Source organism: uncultured Psychromonas sp., assembly GCF_947489755.1.
Taxonomy (GTDB): domain Bacteria; phylum Pseudomonadota; class Gammaproteobacteria; order Enterobacterales; family Psychromonadaceae; genus Psychromonas.
The window spans coordinates 41,585-56,284 of record NZ_CANLFB010000018.1 but is presented as its reverse complement, the minus strand read 5'-3'; the positions used below and the strand labels follow the sequence as shown (position 1 = coordinate 56,284).

General features: G+C 36.2%; 11 protein-coding genes. 7 read left to right on the top strand and 4 right to left on the bottom strand.

Going from position 1 to position 14,700, the window contains the following annotated elements; all coding sequences use genetic code 11:
• Window positions 1-141: 141 nt before the first annotated feature.
• Entirely contained in the window at window positions 142-1,752 is a 1,611-nt protein-coding gene (locus tag Q0794_RS11490; RefSeq protein WP_298942013.1) for a YHYH protein, read from the top strand.
• Window positions 1,753-1,859: 107 nt separating this feature from the next.
• Here the strand turns inward: Q0794_RS11490 and Q0794_RS11485 are convergent, their stop codons facing one another.
• On the bottom strand, window positions 1,860-2,108 hold the full coding sequence (locus Q0794_RS11485) for a DUF3297 family protein (RefSeq protein ID WP_160061461.1): 249 nt from the start codon (window positions 2,106-2,108) through the stop codon (window positions 1,860-1,862).
• Between the two features lie 251 nt (window positions 2,109-2,359).
• Between Q0794_RS11485 and Q0794_RS11480 the strand changes: the two genes are divergently transcribed.
• The 3 genes from Q0794_RS11480 to yqfB all read left to right on the top strand — a co-directional run bounded on the left by Q0794_RS11480 (window position 2,360) and on the right by yqfB (window position 5,970).
• Window positions 2,360-3,514: a YHYH protein gene (locus tag Q0794_RS11480; RefSeq protein WP_298942010.1), complete on the top strand. Its 1,155-nt coding sequence runs from the start codon at window positions 2,360-2,362 to the stop codon at window positions 3,512-3,514.
• A 540-nt stretch (window positions 3,515-4,054) separates the two neighbouring features.
• Entirely contained in the window at window positions 4,055-5,497 is a 1,443-nt protein-coding gene (locus Q0794_RS11475; RefSeq protein WP_298942008.1) for a methyl-accepting chemotaxis protein, read from the top strand.
• Between the two features lie 170 nt (window positions 5,498-5,667).
• Window positions 5,668-5,970, top strand: coding sequence for a N(4)-acetylcytidine aminohydrolase (gene yqfB / locus Q0794_RS11470; protein WP_298942076.1), 303 nt, complete (start codon window positions 5,668-5,670; stop codon window positions 5,968-5,970).
• A gap of 161 nt (window positions 5,971-6,131) precedes the next feature.
• Here the strand turns inward: yqfB and Q0794_RS11465 are convergent, their stop codons facing one another.
• The gene (locus Q0794_RS11465; RefSeq protein ID WP_298942006.1) at window positions 6,132-7,433 is read right to left on the bottom strand and encodes a DEAD/DEAH box helicase; all 1,302 of its coding nucleotides are present in this window, start codon (window positions 7,431-7,433) and stop codon (window positions 6,132-6,134) included.
• A 580-nt stretch (window positions 7,434-8,013) separates the two neighbouring features.
• A complete protein-coding gene (locus Q0794_RS11460) occupies window positions 8,014-8,835 on the bottom strand; it encodes a GGDEF domain-containing protein (protein ID WP_298942004.1) in 822 nt (273 codons plus the stop codon).
• A gap of 455 nt (window positions 8,836-9,290) precedes the next feature.
• Between Q0794_RS11460 and Q0794_RS11455 the strand changes: the two genes are divergently transcribed.
• The 3 genes from Q0794_RS11455 (at window position 9,291) to Q0794_RS11445 (ending at window position 13,700) form a co-directional block, all read left to right on the top strand.
• On the top strand, window positions 9,291-10,214 hold the full coding sequence (locus tag Q0794_RS11455) for a glutaminase (RefSeq protein ID WP_298942074.1): 924 nt from the start codon (window positions 9,291-9,293) through the stop codon (window positions 10,212-10,214).
• 534 nt (window positions 10,215-10,748) lie between these two features.
• Window positions 10,749-12,299: a PAS domain-containing methyl-accepting chemotaxis protein gene (locus Q0794_RS11450; RefSeq protein ID WP_298942003.1), complete on the top strand. Its 1,551-nt coding sequence runs from the start codon at window positions 10,749-10,751 to the stop codon at window positions 12,297-12,299.
• A 357-nt stretch (window positions 12,300-12,656) separates the two neighbouring features.
• A complete protein-coding gene (locus tag Q0794_RS11445; protein ID WP_298942001.1) occupies window positions 12,657-13,700 on the top strand; it encodes an alkene reductase in 1,044 nt (347 codons plus the stop codon).
• Between the two features lie 222 nt (window positions 13,701-13,922).
• On the opposite strand, the gene Q0794_RS11440 is transcribed toward Q0794_RS11445, so the two are convergent.
• Complete coding sequence (locus Q0794_RS11440; protein WP_298941999.1) at window positions 13,923-14,639, bottom strand: metal-dependent hydrolase; 717 nt, start codon at window positions 14,637-14,639, stop codon at window positions 13,923-13,925.
• Window positions 14,640-14,700: the final 61 nt, after the last annotated feature.

Here is a 14,700-nt window from a genome sequence, read left to right as displayed (position 1 = left end):
TTCTAATAAGTTAACCTACTTCAATAAACTAATTGTCATTATTTTTTGAAGCCTATTTATTTAATTAATTTTTAACTGTTGCACATTCACTGCACATTGTTGTTATAGATTAGTTAAATATTATGATGAGAGGCTTAAGAAATGAAAAACAAGGATAGTTTAAAAGTAATAATAAGTATCTGCTTAATACTTGGATTAGCAGGTTGTGGAGACTCTTCGTCTGATTCAACTGATAGCAGCACAGATTCTGATGATACGAGTGTTGAAGAGAGCACAACAACAGATAATTCATCACCCGTTGTCGATGCGGGTGAAGATCAAACGGTTTCTGAAACTGAAACAGTAACATTAGATTTAACGGTTACAGATGATGATGACGTAACAGTGACCTGGTCTCAAACATCTGGTACCACAGTCACTTTGTCAGATACAGGTAGCTATAATCCTACTTTTACCGCACCTGACGTAGATGAAGAAAGCGAGTTAATATTTCAGGTAAGTGTGGACGATGGTGAAAATACTGCGGTGACAGATAGTGTTAGCATTACTGTTTTAGATGACAGCGATGAAGACTCTACATGGATTATTAATAATACCACTACCTCTACGTATATTACCGATGATGATGGTGTTGGCGTAGTTGAAGATGTGCAATCAACGGAAACTGTCACCGTTGACGATGTAGAATATACTTATGTTTTAGCCAAAGGCATCCCTAAATACGATGTGACGATGACCTCTGATATGATTGAAACGTTAGATGATCGTCCTAAAGCAGATACCGATTTTGCTGATGGTTATACAACGGCAGCTGCTGGTGACATTGTCCTGTTTGGTCAAGATATTGGATATAACAGTAGCTCTGAGTATTGTGATGATACAGGTGGGGCTGGGTATTGGCCTCCTGGACCAGGTTGCCCATTTGAACAAAATGTTGAAGCATATTTACCAGTAACACCAACTGATATATCAGATGATGATCAGGTGTGTGAAACAGGGTTGAACACAGTGGGATTAATGGTAAACGGTGTTGCTATCTTTAACTGGGGTGATGGCATGAGTTATGCTACTAATCAATGGTATAATTTAGCACCAGTTGCTGAGCAATATGATGTTGATATTTGTGGTGGGCACGCAGCAAGTGGTACATATCATCATCACCAATATACCAGTTGTTTAGCGACTTTATTAGATGATAATGGTGATGATCATTCTCCCATTTATGGCTTTTCTGCTGACGGATATCCATTATATGGACCTTATGAAAGCGATGGTGAATTAGCCATCAGTGGCTGGAAAACGCGTGATTATGGCGCTTCAGAATCTGAAGGTGGTTGTGATAGCGAAGGACAACGTACATGCGTGTTAGTTGACGAATATGATGTTGATGCGGGTGTGGTTGATGCAGATTCGGATGGCCCTGATATTGGTGAAGATGTTACAACATTATCAGATAATACCATTGCCGCCGATGATGGTTACTATTATGAAGATTACTATTATGCAAAAGAAGAAGTCACAGGTGCTGTACTTGATGAGCATAATGGACATGATACTGGTGATGGCAAAGGCTACCATTATCATATTACCTTAACAGAAGATGACGAGGGGTCATTATCGCCTTCTTTCCCTTATCAAATGGGGCCTCGATTTAAAGGGGAGCTCCCTGATAATTCTTTTGCTTCTTGTGATACCGAGACTGATACCGACACCGATCTCGGGCCCGGTAGTGAGGGTGGGCCACCACAATAGAAATTAGCTTTTATTTATCCTTTGATTGTTAACCATATTTCAAACTAAAAAGGTGCTGTAATACAGCACCTTTTTTATTAATAATGACCATCAAAAGAAAATAATTTCTAACGGTAAAAAGCCTCTACAGTGCCTTTTTTAGTGACTAGAAGTGGGTTTCCTCGGCGATCTAACGCTTTATGTGCCGCTACTTTTACCCAACCTTCACTAATACAATATTCTTCAACATCGAAACGTTCTTTACCATTAAAACGAATACCAACTTCGTATTCAAAAATTTCTGCTATGTGGTGCGGGCTACGTGGGTTGCCTGAAAAGCGATCTGGTAGAGCTGGTTTCGATTTAGTGTCGTTCATGTTTGTTGCCTGTAGTAAATAAAAGTGCGTCATTGTAAGCAATATAATAAAAACGCTCAAGAAATGTATTTATAAATTTTAACCTATACTTAACCTTAATTTATTTATAGTGACAAAAGTATCACTAAGACATTGAAAGCATGATTCATTTTGTTCCTATAAAACCATTGTTTTTAACAGATAAATAGACAATATGAATCAATATTATCATCGAAAATTATGATTTTTATGCACACCAAGGAATAAATAAAATGAAACTTATCAACAAGAAAGCTTGCACTTTATTTGCAGGTTTTATTGGAATGACAATCCCTTTAAGTTCGGCTCTTGCCGATCTGGACATTCAACGTATTAGTAAAGATGCTTTAATAAAAGCACCTGAAACGGTTGAATGTACATTAGAGAATGGTACCACTACGATGTGTGGAAAATTCGTTGTTAAATATCAGCCAGACAATTTAGAAATAGGTCCTTTTTGTGCAACGACTGTAAAAGATGAAGGTGGCATTTGGGATTGGGATGGTGAAATGGCTGGTCTTTATCGAATTAATGAAAAGTTCTTAACCATGCTGAGTGAATTGGGGTATCAATTTTATGATAAAGAGTCGGGTAAAGGGCATATTACAGATATTCGAACGACAAGGCCTACTGATAAAAACGCTTGTCTAGAAGCCTCTGTCGATAAAACCGTTGAAATTACCGTGTTATTACCTTTAACCCCTGTAAAGGCTGAACAGACAACGGACTTAGGAACTGTAGCAAAAGTCGGATTAGCGCTAGATGGAGTGCCTATATTTGCAGATGCACCCTCAGTTTTAGATACTGGGCATATGCCTGCTCTAGATACTTGTGGTGGTCATGTTGACCCTGGTGGTTGGTATCATTGGCATGCAACGGCGACTGATATTAAAACAGTATATGACCATGAGCATGTTCAAGCCGATTGTGGACTAGAACAAAAGGCCAGTGCGATGTTTGCTTACGCATTTGATGGCTTTCCAATTTACGGTAGTGTTGATCAAAATGGTGTAATACCAACAGATTTAGATAGCTGTAACGGACATATAAGTGCAACGGTAGATAATCCTGAAGGCGCTTATCATTATCATGCATCAACTACTTTCCCAAATCTTCCAAGTTGTTTAAGTGGTGTTGTTGCTAAAAACAATTTCTCTACGACAGCCGCGCAGGGTATTGGAGCTGCTAATAGCGGTAAAGGTGGTCACGGTGGACCAAGGCCTGATTTTACAAAAGCAGCGGATACGCTAGGTGTCTCATTACATAAATTTCAACATGCAATTATGGATAATGGTGGCAGAGCTCTAGACATTTCTGCTGCAGCGAAAGATTTAGACGTAACAGAGGCGGAACTAAAAGCAGTGCTGCCATCTCGACCTACTAAGTAAACGCTATTATATAGTTACTCTCCCCTCGTAAGGGGAGCTACTTTAATAAAGGCGAATCACAATTGATTTGCCTTTATTAAACCTTTCAGTTACTTAATATGATGATAGCTAAACATATACACTGCATTAAACTAAATACCTCGGCTTTTAAATTCGATTAAATTCAAAGACTAACAATGCAGATCGTATCTATTAATCTGCTTTATACTCTTCTAGTTACTTTCATACTTTCATACTTTTCTACTTGCATTGTCGTTACAGCTGAAACTTTTATCGTAAGGTTACAAAGTAAAAATCAGTCAATATATATTCCAATTATTACGTTAATAACCACATATTTTGTTACCTAGTAAGAGGTAATGTTGATTAATTTTATTAAAGTGATTTAAGTCACACTTTAGATGTGCTTTGTTTACTAAACTAAATCAGTTAAAGCATAAAAAATTTAATTTTAACTGATTAATCAATGCGTTAAATTTACTTCACATAATCACTGCTTACTCGCCGATATACAATATCAAACTAATATATGGAAATATGATGAAAGAAGTTCAGTTTAGAAATATCGATAAGTTATTTATTAAAATGTCACTCTACGATAAATTTTGGGTGATTTTTGGGTTCGTGCTTGTTATTTTGAGTGCTGTATCTCTCAATAGTTACCAGAATACGTTAAAACAAATAGAAGCAGAGTCAATGACTTCTGTTGAGCAGAGATTAACAGGAATAGTACAAGCATTAGAATTGACTAACCAGACAGATAAGCTATCGACGATGGGAGTAAAATTAACATCTCATGATCGAAGCTCTCACCGACAAAATGATCAAGTTACAGCCGTTATTCAAACCAAATCACAGCAATATGCTTCACTTATGCAATCTGTTGCTTCTGATGAACAAGAAAAAAAGCAACAAGCATTGTATTCACTGGGTTTATCGTTGCTGTGGATATTACCTATTGGATTAGTACTTTATTGGACAGCTACCTTCATTAGCGGTGCTTTATGGGTATTATGGGACACGACTCTAAAAATCATAAAAGGGGACTTAACGTCTCGCCTCGGTTTTATCGAAGGTCGTGATGAGTTTGGTACTATTGGTGCTTCACTTGATAAAGCAATGGATACACTTTCTGAGCTGGTTGATACGGTCAAAGAAAATGCGTTAATGCTTCATAATACTTCATCTGAGATTGCTGACCACAGCAAACAAAGTGAACAACAAATTAACCAGCAATATACTTCATTGGATTCTGTGGCAACAGCAATGGAAGAAATGACGGCTTCATCTTTAGAAGTGACTAACATTTCACAAGGTGCTTCAAAACATGTCGAACAAAACTCTGAGCATATTAAACAAAGTGATAATCGTGTTCAGTTAGTGATAAGTGAGATACAACAACTATCTAATTATATTGAAGAAACATCTCAGTCAGTGGCCACATTGAAAGTGAATGCAACACAAATCGATGAAGTTATTACGACAATCAACTCTATTTCCGATCAAACAAACCTGTTAGCACTCAATGCGGCAATTGAAGCGGCTCGTGCTGGAGAGATGGGACGAGGTTTTGCTGTTGTTGCTGATGAAGTCAGGACATTAGCAGGTCGTACTCAAGCTGCAACGGTTGAGATTCAAACAATGATCAGCAATTTACAATCTGAAACCAATAACATTGCCAATATCACTAACAATACTGTTGAACAGGCACAGGCAAGTACTATGTTGATAAAAGAAATAGGAACGGACATCAATTCAATCGCTGAATCTTCACAAGCGGTTATCGAAATGACATTCCAAATTGCAACTTCATCAGAAGAACAGAGTACTGTTGTAAACAATATTTCATCAGAACTAAGTGGCGTTAGAGATCAATCTAATTCTATTCGTGATTTTGCACATCAATCATCGTTAGGCACTAAAAACTTATCAAATGGTACTGAAAACTTAGGTAGAATTTTAGCGCATTACAGAACGTCTTGATTTTTACTGCTTAATGAGTAATGCGTATATTACGATTTTAAAACGGTATTATACGCGTTACTCATTGCCTGGGGTTGCCCATAGTCCGTCGTGGATGTTTAATCAGGGGGCTAAATTAGGATATAAAACAAGATGTAAAACAATAGGAAGCTATTTTGAATCATACAACGATGACGTTTTTTGAACGATTTGAAGCTGATATTTTATCTGCTAAAAAAATATTAACCATAAGAGATGAAACGGAAAAAAATTATCTGCCTGAGAGCATTGTTCAGGTCTCAACCTATGAGGAAAATCGCTGGTTTTGTTCATTAAAAATAAAGTCTGTGCAACCTATTTTATTTAGCGACTTATCAGAAATGCATGCAAAACAAGAGAATATGAGTTTATTAGCACTTAAACAGGTAATACAGGAAATCTATCCAGGCATTAAAGAGTTGTATGTTATTTATTACGAGTTATTAAAAGATTAAGAGATAAAATTCAGAATTGATAAATTGATTGAGAAGCTAGAAGTCTCTATACACTTAATAACGAACAAGTTTTTAACCTTAACATAGGCCCAACTTGTTCGTTATTAATTCATGTTTAAGTCAGTATTTAAGTCACTATTTCCTAACTAAATATTTCTTAACTAAGCATTCCCTAACCAAATGTCAGCATTAATTTGTGGTTGTTTTTTCTTCTTTTTCTTACCTGTACCTTCAGGCTTAGCCATCGGCTTATCGGCAGCAGCAAAGACATCTTTTACAAATTCGACGGTTTCAAAACCAGGTACTTGCTCTCTTTCAAGGCGTAGTTTGTTCTTTTTCTCAATCACATTGAAATGATGGTAGTCTTCATGGTCGATGATAGATATTGCTAAACCAACTTCACCAGCACGACCACTTCGGCCAATACGATGCATATAATCTGACGGACTTCTTGGTAAGTCAAAGTTAATAACAACGGGTAGTTTATCGATATCTAATCCACGCGCTGCGATATCAGTCGCGATCAGTACTTGAATCTCACCAGCTTTAAAAGCATCGAGTACACGAGTACGTGCACCTTGGCCTTTATCTCCATGAAATACTTCAGCGGTTATTCCTCGTTTAGCTAGTTTATCAGCTAAGTGATTACAACTGTTTTTCGCGTTGACAAAAATCAAGGCTTGCTGCCATTGATGTAATTTAATCAAATGCGCCAGAAGGGCTGTTTTTTGACCTTTATTAACCGTGAAAGCACGCTGTACTAACGTACTTGAATCAGCACTTTGCAATTGAATTTCTATCGGATCGTTAAGTAATGCTTCGGTTAACGTTTTTACTTGCTCAGGGAAGGTCGCTGAAAACAATAAGGTTTGTTTTTTAGCGGGTAATAAAGCAAGAAGTGAAGATAGTTCTTCAGTAAAGCCAAGGCTTAACATACGATCAGCTTCATCTAGTACTAAGGTTTTTACTTTATCGAGTTTAATAGCATTACTCGAAATTAAATCAAGTAATCGGCCCGGAGTAGCGACTAAAATATCAGTGCCGCCACGTAATGCGAGCATTTGAGTATTTGCTGATACACCACCAAACACGGCAACTGTTTTGATTGCCCCATTAAAATGTACTGCATATGATTTAATGCTATCAGCGACTTGTTTTGCAAGCTCACGTGTTGGCACTAAAATTAAACTAGAAACATAATTACCTTCACCCGCTTTATTCGCAAACTTCTTGTTCGTAGCAGAATATAAAGAAAGTTGTTGTAAAATAGGCAACGCAAATGCCGCCGTTTTACCTGAGCCAGTATTCGCCCCTGCAATTAAATCACGACCGGCTAATATATTGGGAATAGCTTGTGCTTGAATGGGTGTAGCTTGAAGGTATTCAAGTTCAGTTAATCGAGATAATAAAGGTGAAATGAGGCCAAGTTCAGTAAAGTTGGCAGCAGTCGCGTCAATTGTCATATTTGTTGTATCAGAGGTCATTAATATAAAAGGCTCAAAGCTAAAAATAATAGCCGTGTATTTTAGCTTATTTATACTACCTTGAGTTAATTAAATCGTGATCTGTTTGGCTAAGGCGTAATCGACTCTATAGAGCACTGAATTTTAAACTAATATTGTTTTCAAAAGACATCATTGATGCCCTAAACATTCATGCTCTATCAGGTTTATAAGTAAAATGACCTATTTCAGTCAATCGAAGTGTAATTCAACTTCAAATCAATCAGTCATATTTTTTAATCGTTTATGCAGTAAGTTCTGTGGTATTCAAAGTAATTCTTCTATCAATAACAAGTTATTAGAAACGTCGTGTACGGTGGTGGTGTACATAGAGAGGGATAGACTACAGAAATAACAACGCTGATTCGCTTTGCTTATCCAAGACTAAGCTTACTTAAACTCAAATAAGATAAATTATGTTTAATTATTATGACCAGTAGCAATGAGTTATAGCAACGAGATAGCAAGTAGGAGGTAATCAGTATCATGCTATTAGTGAATTTATTCGGCGACATTGGAGAGGGGAAGTCATATAAATTAGTTACGCTGAGACTCTGTTTCGACCATTTTGTTTAGCGATATATAAATTAGCATCTGCAGCATCAAAAAGGGCTTCTGCTGATTGATCATGTTCTAGATAATTAGCGACACCAAAACTACAAGTTACATCTCTCGCCAAGAAAAAAGCATCATTAATATTTGTATCTTCAGATAACATCTTTGATTTTTCTAGGTCATAAGCGGTAACTTGGTTAAGGCCGTAGTTTCCTATTTGTAAACGTTCGTTAATTACAGAACGCAGCCTTTCTGCTACTAATACCGCATTTTCTAAATTAGTGTTAGGCAGTAAAATCAAAAACTCTTCACCGCCATATCGATAACCAAAATCGGATGGTCGTAATGTTTCGCTTAATAGGGCACCAAAAAGTGATAACGTATCATCTCCCACTGAATGACCAAATTCATCATTAATGGTTTTAAAACGATCTAAGTCGCACATGATCATAGAGAAATCGTCGAGTTTTCCATGGTAGACCTCATTTTCTAAACTTAACAACTTACGCTCTAAAAACTCTTTATTTTTTAATCCAGTTAAATGATCCAATGATAAGTTGTTAATTGCATTTAGATTTTTCGCCGCTAAATCGAAACGTCCATCAGCAAGGTGCTGATTATGAGAATCAACAAATGCATAATTCATGATGTCACGATAAAAGAGTTCGACTTGTAGTTCGTTTGTGCAACGTAAAGCATCATCAGGGCTGGGGTTTTTAACAAAGTTTAACAGCGAGAACAAGGCATCTGAAAAACGAAACCCTGTATCTAACTCAATCAATTCACCTTGTTGGTTTAATACGATCATGAAGTACCTTATAAGTGAAATGAATTAATTAGTTTACTATGATACTTTAAGATGCAAAGTTGGTAAACGAATTCAAGTATTTTAGCTTTTAAATCAATGGTTAATAAAAAAACTATGAATGTTAAGTGAATGGCTGTCGTGTTGCTTTTAATCACAATAGCCTCGTTACAACAAAATTTTTATTGTGTATTTTAAGGTTACAAAGTAAATGTTGTATGATTAGTATAAGTCAATTTAGACATTTTTTTATGTGACTGTGATTAGCTTTCTAACAACTTTAACGCGCCCATTACCTACCTTGTCATACTATTAAGTTATAAGGTACTAATCACATGTTTACATCATTTTTATAACGTGTTTAATTGTTTATGCCTTCATTATGTCAACGTACTATATGATGTTTTGACCTGTCTTTTTAAAAATAATACTGTCTATTTAGGAATCTATAATAAATGATAAATACCATTGATTATCAAAAGATATTGTTAGAAATTACTGCTGAATTTACAGAGGCTGACAATATCGGAAAGATAGCTACCTACATACCTGAGTTAGGCAAAGTTAACCCTGCTAAATTAGGGATTCATTTAAGTACTCTTGATAATCAACATTATGCTTTTGGTGACTCAAACGAACCCTTCTCGATTCAGAGTGTGGCTAAAGTATTGTCATTAACGCTGGCGTTGAAAATCATGGGAGGAGAGTTATGGGATCGCGTTGGTGTTGAACCATCAGGCTCAGCTTTCAATTCTTTAGTGCAATTGGAGTATGAAAAAGGAATACCTCGCAATCCGTTTATTAATGCAGGTGCGATTGTCATTTGCGATATTTTAGTCACCTGTTTGGAGAACCCAAAACAAGATTTGTTGGCATTTATTCGAGAATCATCAGGTATTGATAGCATCAATTACTCTACACAAGTTGCTGAATCAGAGAAAAAATGTGGCTATAGAAATTCTGCTTTGGTTAATTTAATGAAAGATTTTGGAAATATTCATAATGATGTAGATGTTGTATTAGATTTATACTTCTATCTTTGTTCAATTGAAATGACCTGTAAAGAATTAACCCAATCGTTTATGTTTCTTGCGTCAGCTGGCGTTAACCCAATAACAAATCAAAGGGTTATTAGTTCAACACGAGCCAAACGTATTAACTCAGTTATGTTGATGTGCGGATTTTATGATGAAGCGGGGGATTTTGCCTTTAAAGTCGGGTTGCCTGGTAAAAGTGGTGTTGGCGGTGGTATCGTTGCTATCCATCCAGGGAAGTTCTGTATTGCTGTCTGGAGTCCAAAGTTAAATGCTAAAGGAAATTCTTATAAAGGAATGAAAGTCCTTGAAGCACTAACGTCTAAAACAGAATGTTCTATTTTCTAATCTGTTTTAATCATTAATTTAATAAATTCACTATTAAGCGAGTAACTCCCTCAATAGTGGATAATAAACGTAAATGATAAGTGAATTTATTGATCGACTTTATCACGTTACTTATTTTTATAATTTACATATACATCAATAATATATCCTTATTTAAAAGCTAATAAAAAATAATGGACATTATGTAAAAACATTTTTAATTGTAACGTCATCATTTAATTAAACTTCTTCCAAACATCTCTCTTATTACGCTGATAAATTATCCAAAGACAAGCTCGCAAGAAATATTTATCAAATAAAATTTTAATTAACAATAATTTAACGTGTTTTATAGGAATAATTATTGTAAAATTTATTTCTAACTACTCATTTAGATATATCTAATTTATTTTTCTTTAAGTCATTACATTACACATTAAATACGTTACGTTTTTCACTAATCAGTGTAGATACCTTTGTGGTTTATTGGTTATGAACGTTAATATTTATTTATTAAATATTTTATATTTTTACTTAATTTAAAGGTTGATTTTAATGCGACAAAACCTACCCGTCCTCGATAAAAGAAAAACGTTTTCCCCAGAGACTAAACTTATTTCAGTGACTGATACAAAAGGTAATATCGTTGATTGTAATGATGCTTTCGTAGAGATCAGTGGCTTTTCACGTGAAGAATTAATAGGTCAGCCTCATAACTTAGTCAGGCATCCAGATATGCCTTCAGCTGTATTTTCTGTCATGTGGGATCATTTAAAAGCAGGTAAACCTTGGATGGGGCTTGTTAAAAACCGCTGTAAAGAAGGCGAGTATTATTGGGTTGATGCATACGTAACACCGGTTACTGAAAATGGCGTTATTATCGGTTATGAATCGGTACGTTCATTCCCTCAACAACGTGATATAGAGCGAGCAGAAAAACTTTATACAAGAGTCAATGCAGGTAAAGGGCTTAAAAAAGTATTACCTGTATCAACTGCAAATGTATTTATAAGTCTTATGGTGATGTTATCATTAGTAAGCTTTTCTATGGATTTTACTACTCTTTCATTTAGCTTAATGACTTGCTCTAGCTTATTGTATGCGGTTTGGGTGAGTGTCACTAATCATCGTACTTTTTCTCATTTATCACATCTCTTAAGACGTAATTTCTCGCATGAGCAAGCTGCACAGTCCTATACTGACAGTAAAGGGCTGTTAGGGAATTTAGAAGTCGCTATTATCAGTCAGTATTCACACCTTATAACTATTATTAGCCGTATTGAAGATGCCGCGACAAAGGTTTCAAAGGGGACGTATAACTCATCGGTCCTTATCGAACACTCCAAAACAAGTTTAGAACAACAACAATCTGAAACAATTCAAGTTGCGACTGCAATGAATGAAATCACGACCACTATTTCAGAAGTGTCTGCTCGTGTAACGGATACTGCAAACCATGCTGAAACAGCCTTCAAGCTTGCAACTAAAGGTGAGGAACTATCTAAGGTTACTAGCCAATCAATTGATAACCTAAGAGGGACAGTACAAACAATAAGCCGTTCGGTTGTGGATGTTTCTGAGCAAGCAAAACTAATTGCAACAGCAACAAACATGATCGAAAATATTGCTAAGCAAACAAACTTATTAGCTTTAAATGCAGCAATCGAAGCCGCTCGAGCAGGAGAATACGGCAGAGGTTTTGCAGTTGTTGCCGATGAAGTCAGGAATTTAGCAAAAAATACGCAAGATTCAACGAGTGAAATTTATGGCATTGTTGAGTTATTAACAGACAAAACTAATGAAGCTGTACGTAATGTAGAAAAGGGCACCGTTGAAGCTGACAAAGGTTTAGAGAGAGTGTTAGAAAGTGGTGATATGCTCAACGGCATTGTAGCCTCTGTTGGTCAAATTTCTGATATGTCGATTCAAATTGCAGCTGCGGTTGAACAGCAATCTCATGTGTCCGAAGACATTAATCGCCAGGTGGTGAGTATTTCAACCCTGACGGATGACAATGTAGCCATTACTGCGGATTCAAATAGCTCTATTATTTATCTTAAAAAAGTGTCAGACGATCTACATGAACTGGTGATGCGCTTTAAATAATTGAAATGAAACTTGATGGTGCCACTTAATGGCGCTGCTTGATGGTAAGTCGTTACTGTAAACTTTGCCTTTTTATTTTTAGTCATAAGTGTTTTTTCTGACTGTGTTTATAAGATGAAACTCAGTCAGGCTTAACTGATGAAAACCTCAATAAATCTCATAAGCGTTAGAATTTATAAATTTAACTTGAACGATCGATACGCTTACCCTTGAATTAAAAATTTTAGTCCTCAGATATAAACTAAGTTGCCTATACTCAGTTATATAGACTCACTTGCATATTCTTAGTTACATAAATATAAGCCGAATGAATGGCCATATAGCAATTTGATTTTTTACCAATCAAGGATTTATAAAATGACTAACGCATTACTTTCTCCATTTAAATTGAATGACACAATTACCCTTAATAACCGTATATTAATGGCGCCGTTAACTCGCTGTATGAGCGATGAAGATCTAGTACCAACACAAGCATCTGTAGATTATTATGCACGCCGTGCTGATACAGGTTTAATCATTACTGAAGCAACCATAATCAGACCTGATGCCCAAGGTTATCCGAATACGCCAGGGTTATTTACACAAAAACAAATACAAGGTTGGAAAAAAGTCACTGAAGCCGTTCATGCAAAAAAAGGCAAAATATTTGCACAACTTTGGCATGTAGGGCGTGTTGCACATCCTCATTTTTTTGATGGCGATGTACTAGCACCGTCAGCTATTGGTGTTGAAGGCTCTGTACCACGTATGCGCGAATTAACTTACATTACGCCTAAACCAGCCACTTTGGATGATATCAAATCATTAATCGCCGATTTTGCAAAAGTGGCAGAAAATGCCATTGAAGCAGGGTTTGATGGCGTAGAAATTCACGGTGCAAATGGCTATTTAATTGACCAGTTCTTACATTATGCAGCGAATGAACGTACTGACCAATACGGTCAAACACCTGAAAATATGGCGCGTTTTGCATTAGAGATTGTTGATGCAGTGATTGCAGCAGTAGGCAATGATCGTACGTCAATTAGATTATCACCGGGCGCGTACTTTAATATGACTGAAGATGCGCGTGATAAAGCGGTATTTGATTATCTATTGCCACAATTAGCAGAGAGAAAGCTTGCTTATGTGCATGGTGGTATTTTCGATGACAGCCTAACATTTGATTCGCTAGAAGGTAAAACAACATCTGAATATCTGCGTGCTAATTACACTGGGACATTAGTGGGTGTTGGTAGTTATGACTATGACAGTGCAACAGTCGCCATTGAAACAGACAAATTTGATTTAATTGCGATTGGGCGTCCTCTCATTGCTAACCCTGATTACATTAGTAAAGTAACAAACGGTGAACAACTAGTAGAATACAGCGATGAGATGCTGACTGAATTAGTCTAAAATTTAGCGTGCTAACTTACTATTGATGACTGATGAATACTGTTTTGATTTGAAGGTTGATAAGATTTTATTCGTCGTTATAACATTATGTAAACACGTCAATAATTAAAAAAGCGAACCTAGTTGGGTTCGCTTTTTTGTTGCTAACGGTTTTATTGCTTCAAGTTATGCACTTATGATCTGAATCCAAGTGATGTTTCATCGTATAAACTTTTTTAATACTTAAACGGTAAAGTTAAGCGCATACAATTTAAACTTAGACCAATCACTTAATGCAAGGATAACCTCGTTGGTTGGCGGGGCAATATAAACTAATCCAGCAATCGCTATTATTGTTATCAAGGTTAACAATTTATTATTAAAGTCAGCGAGTTTTAATGCCGTTCCAAAGGATCGTTTAATTCTAATATTACTTAAATCGACACTATATATTTCATCTAATAATAGATGTACCAATCCGCCAAATAGAATAAATCCACCTGATAACCAAGCAAAAGTAGCTGATGTTAGTGTTTCTTGCTCACTAAGTTGCCAGGTTACCTGTGTCGTTAATAGTGCAGCAAACAATAGAAAGAATAACGAATGACAGCTGCCGCGATGCACTGTTATTTTCTCAAAGATAGGTCTCACTATGTACCTCATAAAACAATAAACTATGAAAGGCAGTAGAATAATTTCAACAAAGCTAATTTGGATTAATAAATTAGTGGTAATAAAACTGAGCACAATGAGCATGGCACTGAGGGCAAATAAATTAAAAATCATGTCTAATGATGTGGAGTTATCTGAATCAATATCAGGTAATAGGCCACCCATCGTGCCTAAAAACCATAGCCAAAGGGCACTTTGAAGGTCAATATGTTCTGCGGACAATAAAGTCGCTGAACCAAGTCCGGTGGTAATGATGGCTGTATTGAGGTGAACGTTAAAATTTGCCATTGTGTCTCTTTAGGGAAGAATTAAGCGCGCATTCTAACCTCTGCAAAGACGGCACAGCAAC